At 69.3% G+C, this 15,842-nt stretch carries 17 protein-coding genes; 6 read left to right on the top strand and 11 right to left on the bottom strand.

Going from position 1 to position 15,842, the window contains the following annotated elements; all coding sequences use genetic code 11:
- The coding region (locus B2R83_RS13845; protein ID WP_414674420.1) for a DUF1501 domain-containing protein at positions 1-1,150 on the top strand (1,150 nt) is incomplete at its 5' end.
- On the opposite strand, the gene B2R83_RS13850 is transcribed toward B2R83_RS13845, so the two are convergent.
- Together B2R83_RS13850 and B2R83_RS13855 are read right to left on the bottom strand one after the other, a co-directional pair.
- Positions 1,127-2,056 carry a carbohydrate kinase family protein gene (locus B2R83_RS13850; protein ID WP_292042283.1) on the bottom strand — a complete coding sequence of 310 codons (930 nt, stop codon included), beginning with the start codon at positions 2,054-2,056 and terminating at the stop codon, positions 1,127-1,129. The genes B2R83_RS13845 and B2R83_RS13850 overlap by 24 nt on opposite strands.
- The gene (locus B2R83_RS13855) at positions 2,050-3,897 is read right to left on the bottom strand and encodes a glycoside hydrolase family 13 protein (RefSeq protein ID WP_292042285.1); all 1,848 of its coding nucleotides are present in this window, start codon (positions 3,895-3,897) and stop codon (positions 2,050-2,052) included. The genes B2R83_RS13850 and B2R83_RS13855 overlap by 7 nt, the downstream gene beginning before the upstream one ends.
- Positions 3,898-4,086: 189 nt before the next feature.
- Here B2R83_RS13855 and B2R83_RS13860 point away from each other — a divergent pair, with 189 nt between their 5' ends.
- The 3 genes from B2R83_RS13860 to B2R83_RS13870 are packed head-to-tail and all read left to right on the top strand — an operon-like array spanning position 4,087 to position 5,639.
- Positions 4,087-4,620: a DUF4142 domain-containing protein gene (locus B2R83_RS13860; RefSeq protein ID WP_292042287.1), complete on the top strand. Its 534-nt coding sequence runs from the start codon at positions 4,087-4,089 to the stop codon at positions 4,618-4,620.
- Between the two features lie 9 nt (positions 4,621-4,629).
- A complete protein-coding gene (locus B2R83_RS13865) occupies positions 4,630-4,965 on the top strand; it encodes a cupredoxin domain-containing protein (protein ID WP_292042289.1) in 336 nt (111 codons plus the stop codon).
- An 11-nt stretch (positions 4,966-4,976) separates the two neighbouring features.
- Positions 4,977-5,639 carry an RNA polymerase sigma factor gene (locus B2R83_RS13870; protein WP_292042291.1) on the top strand — a complete coding sequence of 221 codons (663 nt, stop codon included), beginning with the start codon at positions 4,977-4,979 and terminating at the stop codon, positions 5,637-5,639.
- 8 nt (positions 5,640-5,647) lie between these two features.
- On the opposite strand, the gene B2R83_RS13875 is transcribed toward B2R83_RS13870, so the two are convergent.
- From B2R83_RS13875 to B2R83_RS13915, 9 genes are all read right to left on the bottom strand, one after another.
- Positions 5,648-6,031, bottom strand: a complete 384-nt coding sequence (locus tag B2R83_RS13875; RefSeq protein ID WP_292042292.1) for a response regulator — start codon at positions 6,029-6,031, stop codon at positions 5,648-5,650.
- A 64-nt stretch (positions 6,032-6,095) separates the two neighbouring features.
- A complete protein-coding gene (locus B2R83_RS13880) occupies positions 6,096-7,205 on the bottom strand; it encodes a GGDEF domain-containing protein (RefSeq protein WP_292042294.1) in 1,110 nt (369 codons plus the stop codon).
- Positions 7,202-9,919, bottom strand: coding sequence for a bifunctional diguanylate cyclase/phosphodiesterase (locus B2R83_RS13885; RefSeq protein WP_292042297.1), 2,718 nt, complete (start codon positions 9,917-9,919; stop codon positions 7,202-7,204). Before B2R83_RS13885 ends, B2R83_RS13880 begins: the two co-directional genes overlap by 4 nt.
- Before the next feature lie 4 nt (positions 9,920-9,923).
- A complete protein-coding gene (locus B2R83_RS13890; protein ID WP_292042299.1) occupies positions 9,924-10,355 on the bottom strand; it encodes a phosphate ABC transporter substrate-binding protein in 432 nt (143 codons plus the stop codon).
- 8 nt (positions 10,356-10,363) lie between these two features.
- Positions 10,364-11,638 carry a hypothetical protein gene (locus B2R83_RS13895; RefSeq protein ID WP_292042301.1) on the bottom strand — a complete coding sequence of 425 codons (1,275 nt, stop codon included), beginning with the start codon at positions 11,636-11,638 and terminating at the stop codon, positions 10,364-10,366.
- 111 nt (positions 11,639-11,749) lie between these two features.
- Positions 11,750-12,304, bottom strand: coding sequence for a M48 family metallopeptidase (locus B2R83_RS13900; protein ID WP_292042304.1), 555 nt, complete (start codon positions 12,302-12,304; stop codon positions 11,750-11,752).
- A gap of 133 nt (positions 12,305-12,437) precedes the next feature.
- Complete coding sequence (locus tag B2R83_RS13905) at positions 12,438-12,776, bottom strand: KGG domain-containing protein (RefSeq protein WP_051996526.1); 339 nt, start codon at positions 12,774-12,776, stop codon at positions 12,438-12,440.
- Between the two features lie 146 nt (positions 12,777-12,922).
- Positions 12,923-13,489 (bottom strand): hemerythrin domain-containing protein, encoded by a 567-nt coding sequence (locus tag B2R83_RS13910; RefSeq protein WP_292042306.1) that lies wholly within the window; start codon positions 13,487-13,489, stop codon positions 12,923-12,925.
- A gap of 113 nt (positions 13,490-13,602) precedes the next feature.
- Positions 13,603-14,634: an NADP-dependent oxidoreductase gene (locus B2R83_RS13915; protein WP_292042308.1), complete on the bottom strand. Its 1,032-nt coding sequence runs from the start codon at positions 14,632-14,634 to the stop codon at positions 13,603-13,605.
- A 137-nt stretch (positions 14,635-14,771) separates the two neighbouring features.
- On the opposite strand from B2R83_RS13915, the gene B2R83_RS13920 reads away from it, so the two are divergent.
- Positions 14,772-15,314: a YaeQ family protein gene (locus tag B2R83_RS13920; protein WP_036211422.1), complete on the top strand. Its 543-nt coding sequence runs from the start codon at positions 14,772-14,774 to the stop codon at positions 15,312-15,314.
- A gap of 38 nt (positions 15,315-15,352) precedes the next feature.
- A complete protein-coding gene (locus B2R83_RS13925) occupies positions 15,353-15,802 on the top strand; it encodes a copper chaperone PCu(A)C (protein WP_209588587.1) in 450 nt (149 codons plus the stop codon).
- Positions 15,803-15,842 lie beyond the last annotated feature (40 nt).

Consider the following 15,842-nt stretch of genomic DNA (forward strand, 5'->3'; position numbering starts at 1 on the left):
TCTCGACCGACGCGCCTTCCTGGCCGCCGCCGCCGCGCTGCTGGCGGGGCCGCGCCTCAGCTTCGCCGGCGCCGCCATCCCGGGCGAGCGGCGCTTCGTCTTCATCATCCAGCGCGGCGCGGCCGACGGCCTGCACACCGTGATCCCGACCGCCGATCCGGGCTATGCGCGCCTGCGCGGCGCGCTGGCGATCGCGCCGGAAAGCGCGCTCCGGCTCGACGGCAGCTTCGCGCTGCATTCGTCGCTGGCCACGCTGCACGCGCTGTACGACGCGGGCCAGGCCAGCTTCTTCCACGCCGTGGCCTCGCCCTACCGCGAGCGCTCGCACTTCGACGGCCAGAACATTCTCGAAACCGGCGGGCGCGCCGCCTACGCGCTCAAGGACGGCTGGATGAACCGCCTGGTGGCCCTGCTGTCGCAGCGCGGCAGGAGCGCCATCGCCTTCGCCCCGACCGTGCCGATGGCGCTGCGGGGAAGCCTGCCGGTGCCGTCCTATGCCCCGTCCGGCCTGCCGGACGCGAACGAGGACCTGATGCTGCGCGTGCAGCAGCTGTATGCGAACGATCCCCAGCTGCATGCGCTGTGGTCCGCCGCCATGGACGCGCGCGGCATGGCAGGCGGCATGGATGGCAAGGCCAGGCGCCAGGAGCCGGGCGAACTGGGACGCATGGCCGCCGCCTTTCTCGCGCGCGCGGACGGCCCGCGCATCGCGATGATCGAGACCGGCGGCTGGGACACCCACAGCGGCCAGGCCGGCCGGCTGGCGGCCCAGCTGCGCAACCTGGATACCCTGGTGGCCGGCCTGCGCCAGGGCCTGGGAGCCGCCTGGGACCATACCATGGTGCTGGTGGCGACCGAGTTCGGCCGCACGGCGGCGGCCAACGGCACCGGCGGCACCGACCATGGCACCGGCGCGGCCGCCATGCTGCTCGGCGGCGCGGTGCAGGGCGGCCGGGTGGTGGCGGACTGGCCGGGCCTGGCCCCGGGCGACCTGTTCGAGGGACGCGACCTGCGCCCGACGCTGGGTCTCGACAGCCTGATTTCCCAGGCCTGCGCCGAGGCGTTCCGGATCGATCCGCAACGCATGGCGCGCACCCTGTTCCCCGATGCGCCCGGCGGCAAGGCCTTAGCGCGCCTCCTGAAGGCCTGAGCCGGCGCGATACCGCGCCAGCTCGTCCAGCCCCAGGCTGCGCTCGGCCGTCCCGTGGAAGCGGCAGGCGAAGGCGCCGCCGATGGCCCCGGTGCGCATGCATTCGTCCACCGTGGCGCCCTCGAACCAGGCGTGCAGGAAGGCGGAGGAGAAGGCGTCGCCGGCGCCGTTGCTGTCCACTACCGGCCCGTCCAGCATGGCGCAGGCGGTGTGCCGGATCCGCTCCTGTCCCCGTTCCAGTACATGGCTGCCGGCCGCGCCGGCGGTCGCCACGACCAGCCGCGCCCGGCCCTCGCGCAGGATGGCGCGCATCGTGTCGAATACGCCCCCGCCCAGCGCCGCGGCGCTCAGGAACACCAGGTCGGCGCGCCGCGCGAAGCCCAGGTGATGGGGATTGCCGCCGTCCCAGTCGTGCAGGTCGGTCGACACCGGCAGGCCGAGGGCGGCGGCGTCGTCGAACAGCGCGGCCGCCCAGGGCATGATGCTCAGGTGGACGTGTTCCGCCTCCTGCATGCGCGGCAGGTAGAAGGTGCGCGGCATGCGCACGCTGTCGGGGTGGCGGCCGTCGTACAGCGACAGGCGGCGCCCGTCGGGGGCGACCAGGTTGACGCTGCGCCGGGTCCCGCTCGGGTGGACCAGGTAGTCGAAGGGCAGGCCGCGCTCGCGGTAACGAGCGTGGATCAGCTGCGCCTGAGGGTCGTCGCCGATGAAGTCGATCAGCACCGGGTGATGGCCGAGCGCCAGCAGCCCGAGGGCGACGCCGTTGCCGGTGTGCGCCACGTAGTCGACGACCGGCGGCACGTGAATCGAATCGGCCATCGCCAGCGGCAGCGCGGGCACCTGCACGATGGTGTCGATGCCGACGCCGCCGGCCACCAGCACCCGCCTGCCGCCGGCGCTTACCACGCCAGCACCACCGAGGTCATGGCCGGCAGCGCCAGCGGCGCGCCCAGGTCCACCCGGGCCCCGGTCAGGACATTGGTGGCGCTGCGCGCGCCCTTGATCATGCCGGCGAAGCGCCCCAGATCGAGGCGGGTGTCGCCGGCATTCTTGTTCAGCACCACCATCACGGTCTGCTTGCCGTCATGGCGGAAGTAGACGTAGCTACCGTCCTTCGGCAGGTAGTGGGTCAGCTTGCCCTGCGTGACCGCCGAGCTGGTCTTGCGCCAGTTGAACAGCGTGCGCACGAAGCCCTGCATGTCGCGCTGGACCGGCGACAGGCCGGCGCCGGTGAAGGCATTCACCCGGTCGCCCGCCCAGCCGCCCGGCATGTCGGCGCGCAGCACGCCGTCGTCGCGCTGCTTCGGGCTGCTGATCAGGACCTCGGTGCCGTAGAACACCTGCGGGATGCCGCGCGTGGTCGCCATCAGGATCAGGTTGGACTTCGCCAGCTCGACCTTGTTGTCGACCGTGGCCAGCATGCGCGGCCGGTCGTGATTGTCGGGGAAGACCATCAGGCGCATCGGGTCGGCATACAGGTAGTCGGCCGCTATGGTCTCGTAGATCCGGATCAAGCCCTTGTTGTACGACTCCGGCTCGGCCAGCGCCTCGCTAGCCGTATCGGACAGCGGGAAGTCCATCACGGTCGGCAGTTCGGACGCATAGCCGTCGCGGTTGACGACGCCCTTCTGCCAGTAGGCCACCATGTAGGGCCGCGCGTCCATCTCTTCGCCGACCACGTTCATGTGCGGGTACTCGGCGGCCACGGCGCGGTTCCACTCGTTCAGGAAATCCTTGTCGGAGTACGAATAGGTGTCCTCGCGGATGCCGGACAGGTCGGCGTACTCGATCCACCACAGCGTATTCTGGATCAGGTAGCGCGCCACCAGGCGGTTGCGCTGGTTCAGGTCGGGCATGGTCTCGACGAACCAGCCGTCGAAGAAGCGCGCCTTTTCTTCCGGCGCCACGTGGATGTCCTGGGCCACCGTGTGCTGGTTGTTGGTGGGCGTGAACGTGGTGCCATGGTTGATCCAGTCGCGCGCCGGCAGGTCGCGCATCCACCAGTGGCTGGTGCCGATGTGGTTGAGCACGATGTCGTGGATGATGCCCAGGCCCTTCGCCTTCGCGGCGGCGACGTAGTCGCGGAACTCCTCGTTGCTGCCAAAACGCGGGTCAATCTTGTAATAATCGGTCAGCGCGTAGCCATGGTAGGAATAGGAGGGCTGGTTGTTCTCCAGCACCGGTGTCGGCCAGACCATGGTGAAGCCGAGGTCGCGGATGTAGTCGAGATGGGCGCGCATGCCGGCCAGGTCGCCGCCATGGCGCTTCACCGGGTTGGCGCGCTCGGCCCCTTCGAGCATGCCGGCCTGGTCGTTCGCCGGGTTGCCGTTCGCGAAGCGGTCCGGCATGAGCAGGTAGATCGCATCGCCGGCGCCGAAGCTGCGGCGCTCGGCCGAACCCGGGCGGCGCGGCTCCAGCCGGTAAGTGTGGCTGGTAACTAGTTCCTTGCCGCGCCGGAATTGCAGCTGGAGTTCGCCCGGCCGGGCGTCCTTGCCGATGGCCAGGTTCACGAACAGGTAGTTCGGGTTGTCGGTACGCTCGACCCCGGTAACGCGCACGCCCGGGTAGGGACGGGCCAGGGCGGGGGCCAGTTCGGCGATCTTTTCGCCATGTACCATCAACTGGAGGCCAGGCTGTTTCATGCCGGCCCACCAGTTGGGCGGCTCGACGTGCTGGATCTGGTAAGGGGCCGCGTTGGCCCAGGCAGCCGGCAGGATGGCTACAATCGCAAGGATGAACCGGTACACCGAACCCCCATCAAGAAGTTGTCGATGTAGTAAAGTAACAGAATAAATTGCCTGAAACAATCTTCATTAGGGCTAAAAAGTAGTTTTATTTCTTCGGCATGCCGAACGCGGTATGCAACGGCAGCGCATCACGTGGCATCTAATGTCGGGAAGGACGCCAATACACGGACCTTGATCGAGGAGAGCACCATGCATACCTTGCAACACAAGCTGATTGCCGGCGCGGCCGCCGCTGCGCTCGCGCTGGCCGCCGCCGCCGCCCTGGCCCAGTCCGTCCCGGACGACGCCCAGATTGCCGGCATCGTCGTCGCTGCCAACCAGGTCGATATCGACGCCGGCAACTTGGCCGGGAAGACCAGCAGCAACGCCGAGGTGAAAGCCTTCGCCAGGCAGATGGTCACCGACCACAGCGGCGTCAACAAGCAGGCACTGGCCCTGGTGAAGAAACTGAAGCTGACGCCACGCGACAGTGAACTGGGCAAGAGCTTGAAGCAGGGCGGCAGCGACAACCTGGCCAGGCTCAAGGCGCTCGAGGGCAAGGCATTCGACCAGGCCTACGTGGCGCACGAAGTGCGCTACCACCAGGCGGTGATCGATGCGCTCGACAAGACCCTGATCCCGAACACCAGGAACGCCGAGCTGAAGGACACGCTGGTCAAGGTGCGCCCGGCCTTCGTGGCGCACCTCGAGCATGCGAAGCAGCTCGACGCTTCGCTCAAGTAGGGGCGCGCCATGATCGCGCGTTCGATGGCCGCCTGGATGGCGGCGCTGACGCTGACGATCGCCGTGCCTGGGGATGCGGCGCGCGGCGCCCCGGCGGTGCACACCGTCGTGATCGAAGGCATGCGCTTCATTCCCGAGACGCTGGAGCTGCGGGTGGGCGATACTGTGGTCTGGCGCAACCGCGATCCGTTCCCGCATACCGCCACCGCGGGCAGCAAGGGCGGGCCGGCTTCGCCCGCCATCGCGGCCGGCGCGAGCTGGAGCTTCAAGGCGGTGCAGCGCGGACGCTATCCCTACCTGTGCACGCTGCACCGCACGATGCGGGCAACGCTGGTGATCCGTTGAGGAGGCGAACGATGGGCAAGGCGGGCGTGGCCGCGGCGAGCGGGCCGGAACTGATGGCGCTGGTGGCGGCCGGCGCGCCGGGTGCGTTCGAGCTGCTCATGCGCACCCACAACCAGCGCCTGTACCGCACCGCGCGCAGCATCCTCAGGGACGATGCCGAGGCCGAGGACGTGGTGCAGGAAGCCTACCTGCTGGCCTACCGCAAGGCCGCCACCTTCCGCGGCGAGGCCAGCGTCTCGACCTGGCTGACGCGCATCGTGGTGAACGAAGCCAACGCAAGGCTGCGCAGGCAGCAGCGCCGCGACGGCATCCTGCGGCTGGTGCCCGGCAGCGAGGAGGACGCCATGGACGATGCCCCGGGGGGCGCGACCGACCGGCCCGAGGAAGCCGCACTCCGCCTGGAAGCGCGCCGCCTGATCGAGGCGCGCATCGACGCGCTCCCCGAGCGGCTGCGCACCGTGTTCGTGCTGCGTGCGGTCGAGGACATGTCGGCCGGCGAGACGGCGGCGGTGCTCGGCATTCCGGAAGCGACGGTGCGCAGCTGCTTCTTCCGCGCACGCGCCATGCTGCGCACGGCGCTGGCGCGCGACTTTGACGAGGCGGCTGCCTCGGCCTTCGCCTTCGACGGCGACCGCTGCGACCGCATCGTGGCGGCGGTGCTGGCCCGGGTCTGAGTGGGGCGTCAGCAGAAACCGTGCCGCCCGAGGGCGGCTTTCAGCGCGTGCCGGAATTCTCCATAGTCGAACGCCTTGTGCACGTACTCGATCGCTCCCAGCGCATCGGCACGCGTACGGTCGGTCTCCAGCGCCGAGCCGGACAGGACGATGACCGGCAGGTGGCCGGCGGCGCGCCCGCGCAGGCGTTCCATCAGTTCGAAACCGTCGACGCGCGGCATCTTGATGTCGAGCAGCAGCAGGTCGAAGCAGGCCTCGCCCAGCAGCCGGTACGCCTCTTCGCCATCGCTGGCCACCACGATGCGGTGCGCCAGCTTGCAGTCTTCCATGGCGCGGCGCGTCAGGGCCACGTCCAGCAGCAGGTCATCTACCAAAAGTACCTTGATTGTCATGCCCGCATGCTAGCAAACGGCATGGACGAGCGCCGCACCGATCATGCGCCCGGCGGACTGCGCCTCAGGCCAGCACGATGCGGTCGCGCCCGGCCTCCTTGGCCTGGTAGAGCGCCTTGTCGGCGCGGTGGATGGCGTCGGCAAAGGGCTCGCCGGCGCGGCGCGTGGCCAGTCCCGCCGAGAAGCTGATGCGGCGGTCCGGCAGGCCGGCTACCTGCATGCCGTGGATGCGCTCGGCCATCCGCTCCAGCACGACGCGCGCGTCCTCGGGCGCGGCATCCGGCAACAGCAGCAGGAATTCCTCGCCACCCCAGCGCGCCAGCACGTCGCCGCCGCGCAGGCAGGCGCGCGCCGTGCTCGAAAAGCTGCGCAGCACCGCGTCGCCGGTGGCGTGGCCGTACCGGTCGTTCACCTGCTTGAAGAAATCGATGTCGAGCAGGGCGATGCACGCGCCTTTGCCACCCTGGCGGCCGTCGGACTGGCGCCTCTCCTCGGCCTCCAGCACCTCGTGCATGCGGCGGCGGTTGACCAGCGAGGTCAGTTCGTCCACCGTGGCCAGCACCCGGATGGTGTCCAGTGCCTCGCTCAGTTCGCGGCGCTGGCGCTTCAGGCGCGCGCGCAGCTTGCTCATCTCGCCGCTCAGCACCGCGGTGGAGAGCAGGGCGCCGGCCAGGTAGCCGAAGGTGATCAGTTCGGTCATCGGCGGGTAGCGCTGCGGGTCGCTGGCCTGCATCCGGTACATGGTGGCGCCCATGCCGGCGAGCGCGGCAATGGTGAGCAGCAGGGTCTGGCGCGGCTTGGCGGCGAACATGCAGAACACGATCACGACCACGGTCATGATCAGCATGGCGCCGCGCAGCGGCCCCGAGATCGCATAGGCCGCCATGCCGCAGGCCAGCGAGAACACCGCCTGCGACACCGCCAGCTGGTCGGGCGCCAGCTTGAGGCGCCCGCTGACGCGGATCAGGACGTAGAACAGGAGCGCGCCGCTGCCGCCGAAGGTGACGAGCTTGTCCGCAGCAGCCGGATCCGCCATGCCCTCGCTCACCTGCAGCAACAGGAGGGCAATGCAGGCCACGTAGAGCACGCAGGTCGCGGCCCAGTATTGCAGCGTGCGGCGCAGTTTCGGATCGCTGCCGCACAGCAGGACGACGAGACGCCGCAGCGCGTTCATGCCGGCTCCAACGGGATGGCAGCTTCGGCCAGCAGTTCCGCGATCCGCTCGGGCGGCACCGGACGGCTGAACAGGTAGCCCTGCATCTCGTCGCAGTCGTTGGCGCGCAGGAAGTCGCGCTGCTGCGCGGTTTCCACGCCCTCGGCGATGACGCGCAGGTTCAGCTTGTGGCCCAGCGAGATCACGGCCATCGCGATGGCCTGGTCATCGGGGCTGTCGGCCAGGTCGCTGACAAAACTCTTGTCGATCTTCAGGCGGCTGATCGGGAAGGATTTCAGCGCCGACAGGCTCGAATAACCGGTGCCGAAGTCGTCGATCGAGAGCGACACGCCCATGGCCTTCAGTTCGCGCATCTTGTCCACCGCGCGTCCAAGGTCGCGCATGATCGAGCTTTCGGTCACCTCGACTTCCAGCGCTTCCGGCGGCAGCTTGGAGTCGCGCAGGGCGCCGGCGATGCGCTCGACCAGGCGCTTTTCCTCGAACTGGCGGGCCGACACGTTGACCGAGATGCTCAGGGGCGGCAGGCCGGCCGCGCGCCAGGCCACGCCCTGGGCGCAGGCGGTGCGCACCACCCATTCGCCCAGCGGCACGATCAGGCCGCTCTCTTCGGCCAGGCCGATGAAGCGCAGCGGCGAAATCATGCCCTGTTCCGGGTGTTTCCAGCGGATCAGGGCCTCGACCCCGAACAGGCGGCCGGTACGCAGGTCGACCTTCGGCTGGTACAACAGCTGGAACTGGCAGTGCTCGCCCTTGCAGCCGGGGTCGAGGCAGGCCTCGAGCGCGGCGCGCATGCCTTCCAGCAGCACCAGCTTCTCTTCCACGCTGGCGTTCATCTCGCTGGCGTAGAACTGGAAGCTGTCCTTGTGTTCCTTGGCGCGGTACATCGCCGCATCGGCGTTCATCATGAGGGTGTTGGCGTCCTCGCCGTCGCGCGGGTACAGCACCACGCCCATGCTGCAGCTGACCTGCACCTCCTGGCCCTCGACCTCGACCGGCTCGGTGACGGCCTCGCGCACCTTTTCGAGCAGCGGCGTGATCGCCATCGGGTCGCCCGAGATGTCGGGCAGCAGGATCACGAATTCGTCGCCGCCGAAGCGCGCCAGGGTGTCGTTGCGGCGCAGGCACTGGCCCATGCGCGCGCCCACCACCTTCAGCAGCTCGTCGCCGGCGTTGTGGCCGAGCCCGTCGTTGACCAGCTTGAAGCCGTCCAGGTCGATGAAGGCCAGGCCCACCGCGTGGCCCTTGCGCTCGGCGTCGCGGATGGCCTGGCCGAGGCGGTCGCGCAGCAGGCTGCGGTTCGGCAGGCCGGTGAGATCGTCGTGGTGCGCCAGGTGGCGGATGCGCTGCTCGGCGAGCTTGCGCTCGGTGATGTCGCGCACGATCGCCACCACGCCGCCTTCCACCGGCACCACCTGGCGGTGCAGCCAGCGGTCCTCCACGGGAATCATGTGGGCCAGCCATTCCGCCTCGCGCGCCACGCCGTCGGTCGCCACCGCCGCGAGGTCGTCGAAGATGCCCAGGCCCATATGGGTCGGCAGCAGCACTGACATGCGCTTGCCCTGCATGCGCTCCTTGGCCAGGCCGGTGAGCTGTTCGGCGCGGGTGTTGGTGGTCTCGATCAGGAAGTCCATGACGCCTCCGTGCGCGCCGGGAATGGTGCGGAGCACGAAGAAGGCGTCCAGGCTGGCCTCGGAGGCGGCGGCGTAGGTTTCCTGCGCCAGCCGCTCGCGCCTGCGCGCCTTGGCCAGCTGCCACGACCACGCGCTGACCAGGGTGACGACGACCAGCAGCAGGGCGGTGCCGGCGCCGGCGCCGAGCAGCCAGGCGCGGCGCCGGGCGTGGAATGCGGCCATCTGCTCGGCTTCGGACAGGCCGACCACGGCCACCAGCGGGAAACCGACCATGGCGCGGGTGCTGGTGTAGCGCCGTTCGCGGTCGATCCCGCTCTGGCCGAGCACGATGTCGTCGTCCTTGCCGATGGCGACCCGCTGGCCCCATGAGACCTGTTCGCCGACGCGTACCGCGCGCACGATGCCGTCGCTGCCGGCGACGCCGAGCAGGCCGCGCCCTCCCAGGCGCGAGTGTTCGTAGGAGCTGGTGAAGAATGCCGGGTCGACGGCGACGGTGGCGACGCCCGCGAAGCGGCCGTCGCTCGTGTTGATGCGGCGCGAGAACACCACGTGCGGCTCGCGCCGGCCGACGGTCGTGCCGACGTAAGGTGCAGGGCTGTCCTTGTCGCGGTGCCGGGCGAACCAGGGCGCGCGCGAGACGTCGCCGCCGGGGCGGCTGTGCGGATTGCTCGCCAGTACGCGGCCGCCGTCGCTGATGATCGCGACCTGGAACACCAGGCCCGGCGGCAGCAGGCCCTTGGCGCTCATCGCCCCCAGGGCGGCGTCCGGGCCGTTGGTCTCGACCGCGTACTGCAGCACGCGCAGGGTCTGGTCGATGCCGCTCAGGCTGCGCGCCATCTGGGCCTCGTAGGTGTCGACCAGTTCGCGCGTGGCTTCCCGGGCCGCCGCGTGCGCGGCGCGCTCCTCGGCGCGGATCATGTGGACGGCGGTGGTCCACAGGACCGCCACCAGCAGCAGCGCGAACAGCGGCAGCGAGATGTGGGTTTCCAGTCCGCGCCCGAGCCAGCCCAGCAGCGCCGCGCGGCGCCCGTTCGGCCGCGCATGCGGCGCCCTGGGGGTGGCGGGCGGGACCATGTAGTTCATGGAATCAGCGCAGCACCAGCACCGGACGCACGCTGGCGTCCAGCGCGGCGCGGTCGATGTAGCCGATCATCGAAGGATTGTCGGCCACCATGCGGCGCACGCTGGCGCTGTCGGCGGCTTCGCGCGGCGGCTGGCCGCGGCCGGTGAAGACCATCTTCGACCAGTGCGCCTTGAGCAGGGCCGGGGTCTTGCCGGTGACCTGGGCGTAGAACTGCTCGCGTTCGTCCGAGCCGAGACGCTGGTCGAGCGCCACCACTTCGCCCCCGCCGGGGAAGCGCCCGGCCTGGCCCAGGAAGATCGCGGCGACCTGGTCGGGCGACAGCGCCGGCAGCGGGTTGCGTGCCGAGACGATCACGACCAGTTCGGCCGAGGCGTCGGCGCACGCCGCCAGTGCGAGCGCGGCGGCAGCCATCAGGTGTCGGAAGCGGATACCCATGCGCGGCCTCAGAAGACGAAGTCGAGGGCCATGCTGGCCACGTGCACGGTCTCGCCCGAGCGGAAGCTGGACGGCGTGTTGATCAGGGTGCCGCGCGAACCGTCGGTCGGCCGCAGGCGGTCATACTGGACCTTCAGGGCGGCGCCCGTGGCCAGGTCCCAGCGCAGGCCGGTGCTGAGCGTGGTCTGGATCGGGATCGTCGCCAGGTAGGCATTCAGGCCGGCGTTGAGCGCGGCGGCCGTTGCCTGCGCCCGCGCCGGCAGTCCGGCCAGCGCCAGGCCCGGGGCGCGGGTGGCGCCGTGCGCGCGCACCTTGGCGAAGCCGAGGTGGGGCGTCAGGCTGGCGAAGCGGTAGCCGCCGCCGGCATACATGGTGGTGGTCCGGCCGAGCAGCGAGTGGGTCTGGGCGTGCCCGGCTTCGGCGTTCAGGAACCACTGTCCGGGATCGTAGCTGAAGCCGGCGCTGACCATGCTGACGCGCTTGTGCTCGATCGCATAACGATCGGCCAGCGCCACCCCCTGCGGGCCGAAGGCGCGCATGCCGGCGAACACGTCCGCCGCAAGCCCGGTCGTCAGGTGGGCGGTCAGGGCCGACATGCGTGCGCTCAGCGCGCCGTGCTCGATGCTGTGGGACAGCCCGGCAATGCCGTGCGCCTCCACGCGGCGGTCGTCGAACAAGCGGGTGTCGGTACGGCCGAGGAAGGCTTGGGTGGCATGGCGCGTAGCGCCCTTGCCCCAGCGCCAGGTGGCGTCGATGCCGTCGCTGCTGGAGATCGGCAGCCCGCCGTACACCTCGACCGGAGGCCGCACCCAGGCCATGGTATAGCCGACCTTGCGGTAATCGGCCGCGAGGAACACCGGCAGGGCGATGCGCCCGACGCGCAGCGCCAGGTCCGGGGTGGCCTGGTACTTGACGTTGGCCCAGGCGACGCGCGGGCGGTAGCTGCCTTCCATGTCCTGCTCGCTCACCACCTGCAGCACGCCCGACCAGCGGCCCAGGGACAGGTCGAGCTGCGCGCCCAGGCGGCTGTCGACGTCCGGGCTCCAGGCTTCGCTGCGGCCGGCGCCGTTGGCGCGCAGGACGGTGGAACTGAAGTCCGCGTCGCGCACGCTCGCGTAGACGGCGCCCAATGTGCCGAAGCCGGAAAACTTCCACGCCGGCGCGGCGGCGGCATCGGCGGCTGCCGCATGGCCGGTTACGGCAGCCGTCAGGCCGAAGGCCAGCACGCCGCCACGCAGGGCAGCCGGCAGCGCTTTGGAGGGGAAGGAAAACTGGGACGTCATGGTTCAGGCTGCTGTGCGGGGCGGAACGACCAGGCCCCGCTAAGGGAAAAACGACTCCGGACTTTACCCAACGCGACAGGCAAAGTCGAGATATTCACACTACGCAACGAGTCAATCTGACAAGGTTTGTTGTTGGATGGCAACGATGCCTGCGTCCGCGCCCCACAGGCGCCGCCCGCCCAGGTCGAGCCAGGTCAGGTAGAGCCGCAGGTCGAACTCGAGCTGGTGGTAGTGCGGCTCCATCCAGGAGCACAGCTTGTAGAAGGCCTTGTCGTGCTCCTTTTCCTTCAGGTGGGCCAGCTCGTGCACCGCGATCATGCGCAGGAAGGGTAGCGGGGCGTCGCGGAACACGCTGGCGATGCGGATCTCGCGCTTGGCCTTCAGGCGGCTGCCCTGGACGCGCGAGATCGCGGTGTGCAGCCCGAGCGCGTGCTGCACCACGTGGATCTTGCTGTCGAAGGCGACCTTGACCACCGGCTCGGCCTGGCGCAGGTAGTCGTCCTTCAGCCCCTGCACATAGGCGTAGAGCGCCTTGTCGGTGCGGATGCCATGGGCCTCGGGGTAGCGCTGCAGGAGCACCGCGCCGAGCTGGCCGGCATCGATCAGCTGGCCGACCTGGGCGCGCAGGGTGTCGGGATAGGCCGTGAGGTAGGGAAGCTTGTGCATAGGGCCGGCAATGTACCATGGCGCCGGCGCGCGGTGTCGGAAGGACCACGGCGCCGGCTGGCGCCGTGGTATGGATGCATCGTGGGGAAGTTTCAGCAGGATGGGTGAACTGGTCTAGTGGCCGGAAAGCTGGTCAGCTCTCCTTTTCGCCCTGGCGGTTGCCGGCGTTCTTGGCCGCGGCGGCGGCGCGCTGGGCCGACTGCCGGCTTTCGCCGCCCTTGCGCCCGATGTCGGCCATGTGAGCGCGGTTGCGGCTGACTGCCTCGCCGCCTTTCTGGCCGGCGCGGCGTGCTTCTTCGGAATCGAACTCGTGCGCGGTACCTTTCTGGTGTGCCGCCTGTCCGCCCTTGCTGGCGATTTCACGCTGCTGGTTCTGGTCCATTGCCGCGAAACCGCGCTTGGCCGGCGCCTGGCTGCTGCCCGCGCCGCCTTTCTGGGCATTGCCCTTGCCGTTCTCTTTGCTTGTCGCCATGTCGCTCTCCTTGTGTGCCCTGAGGTGTCAAAGTCCGATGTGGGAACCGCGAGCGCGTATGGATGCGCTCGTGCCGTTTAGAGAGAAGGCTGAAGCGTAAGTTCCTTCGCGCCGGGACCGGCATCGGCGCACCGGCCGGTCGCGCGCTAGCGTGGACGCGAACGCCGCTCGCGCATGCGGCCGGTAGAGCCGCGCAGCAGGCCGCGCGGCTCGATGCCGTCGATCGCGGGCGGCGCGCTGGCGAGGTCGGATTCGAGCTGGGCGCGGCGCGTGCGCAGGCGCAGGCCCAGGGCCTGCTGGTCGGCCCCGGCGCGCGCCAGCGCCGGGAACAGCAGGTTCTCTTCAAAGGCGACGTGGCGCTCCACTTCGTCGGCCAGCACCGCGACGCAGACGTCGAAGTACTCGTCGTCCGGGAACAGGGCGGCGAGCTGCAGGACGAGCTCGCGCGTGCTGTCGTGTTCCAGCGCCGCGTCTTCGAGCAGGCCGTCGTCGACCGCGCCGCGCAGCGCCGGGTAGAATAGTTCGTCCTCGAGCAGCGCGTGCATGGTCAGCGCATCGCACAGTTCGTCGACCACGCGCTCGCGCTGCGCTTCTTCTTCGCGGTCGAGCATGGCGAAGGCGTGGAACAGGGCGCGCACCTGCGCATGGTCGGCGCGCAGCTGGGCCAGGATGCCGCCGGGCGGCTCTGCGCTCGTTTGTGGAAACTGAGCCATGTTCACCTCGCAAGACAATGTGCGCACCAAATTGATATAGACGCGCCGCGAGGAGAGAAGTTCAGTCAATCATGCGGTGCTTCTTGCCTGGATCAAGAAGCACCTGGGAGGGCTCAGGCTTCCGCCACCTTGAGCACAAGCTTGCCGAGGTTTCTGCCTTCGAACAGCATCCGCAGGGCCTCGGGGAAGCGTTCGAAGCCTTCCACCACGTACTCGATGCTCTTGACGCTGCCTTCCTGCATCCAGCCGGCCAGCGTCGCCACGCCTTCCGCATAGCGTGGCGCATAGTCGAACACGACCATGCCTTCCATGCGCGCGCGGTTCACCAGCAGCGACAGGTAGTTGGCCGGGCCCTTGACCTGGCTGGTGGCGTTGTACTGCGAGATCGCGCCGCAGATCACGATGCGCGCCTTCATGTTGATGCGGGTGAGGACGGTGTCCAGGATCTCGCCGCCGACGTTGTCGAAATAGACGTCCACGCCCTGCGGGCAGTGCTCCTTCAGGCCCGCATGCACGGACCCCGCCTTGTAGTCGATGCAGGCGTCGAAGCCGAGCTGCTCGACCACGAAGCGGCACTTCTCCTCGCCGCCGGCGATGCCGACCACGCGGCAGCCCATCTTCTTCGCCACCTGGCCGACCGTCATGCCGACCGCGCCGGCCGCGCCCGAGACCACCACGGTCTCGCCGGGCTTGGGCTGGCCCACCTCGCGCAGGCCGAAGAAGGCCGTCATGCCGGGCATGCCGAGGGCGTTGAGCCAGGCCGTCGGGGGGGCGATGCGCGGGTCGATCTTCGTGAACGCGGCGGTCTTGTCGTCGGCCTGGCCGGACCAGTAGCGCTGCACGCCGGTGCCGCCGGCCACGTGATCGCCCACCGCGAAGCGCGGCGAGCGCGACGCCACCACCACGCCCAGGCCGCCGGCGCGCATCACCTCGCCGATCGCCACCGGGCGGATATACGATTTGCCCTCGTTCATCCAGCCGCGCATGGCCGGGTCGAGCGACAGGTAGAGCACCTTGACGACGATGCCGCCTTCTTCCGGCTCGGGCACGGCTTCTTCGTGGAACTGCCAGTCCTCGTTGCGCGGCATGCCGAGCGGACGGGCGGCGAGCAAGAACTGCTGGTTCGGGGGGAAGGCATTGGTCATGGGAGTCTCCGCTACAAGTTGGACAATATTGGCAACGTGACTATACCGCTTCTGGAGCGCCGCTCCTATACCGGTCCCGTGCGGCGCGTGCGACAATAGCGGGCTTTTCCACCCCCACGCAACCCGATCACACCCCTATGGCTCTCAAGGCAACCATCTACAAGGCCGACCTGTCGATCGCCGACATGGACCGCAACTACTACGGCGACCACACCCTGACCATCGCGCGCCATCCGTCCGAGACCGACGAGCGCGTGATGATCCGGGTGCTGGCCTTCGCACTCCATGCGGACCCGGCGCTCGTGTTCACCAAGGACCTGTTCGACGTCGAGGAGCCGGCCATGTGGCAGAAGGACCTGACCGGCGCCATCCAGACCTGGATCGAGGTCGGCCAGCCGGACGAGAAGCGCCTTCTCAAGGCGGCGGGCCGCTCGGAGCAGGTGCTCGTGTACAGCTACAGCGCCACCAGCGACATCTGGTTCAGGGGCCTGGCCAACAAGATCGACCGGGCCAAGAACGTCGCGGTGGTCAACATTCCGAACGAGGCCAGCGTCCAGCTCGAGAAGATGGCGAAGCGCAACATGCAGCTGCAGTGCACGATCCAGGACGGCCAGGTGTGGCTGACCGACGGCATCGATACCGTGCTGGTCGAGCGCGAATACCTGCGCGGCGGCCCGTGAAGCTATAATTCCCAGTCCACTTCCTCACATTCGTCGCCATGAAACATCGCTTCCTCGCTTTCCTCGCCGGCAGCCTGCTGTCGGTTTCCGCGTTCGCCCAGGTGAGCGTGTCCGAACCTTGGATCCGCGCCACCGTGCCGGCCCAGAAGGTGACCGGCGCCTTCATGCGCGTGCAGTCCGTGGCGCCCGCGCGCCTGGTCGGCGTGCAGACCGAGGTCGCCGGCCGCGCCGAGCTGCACGAGATGGCGATGGAAGGCCAGACCATGCGCATGCGCCGCGTGGACGCGATCGAGCTGCCCGCGGGTAAGCCGGTCGACCTGGCCAGCGGCGGCTATCACATCATGCTGATGGACCTGAAGCGCCAGGTGAAGGAAGGGGAAAGCGTCGAGCTGACCCTGCGGGTAGAGGACGCGGCGGGCAAGCGCCAGGACGTGAAGGTGAAGGCGCCGGTGCGGCCGCTGAGCCACAGCGCCCACGCCGGACATTGATGTTGCGGATGGCCGGCCGCGCCGGCCATCCCTCGGGCCC

The sequence above is a fragment of the Massilia sp. UBA6681 genome (genome assembly GCF_002454935.1).
Classification (GTDB): domain Bacteria; phylum Pseudomonadota; class Gammaproteobacteria; order Burkholderiales; family Burkholderiaceae_D; genus Telluria; species Telluria varians.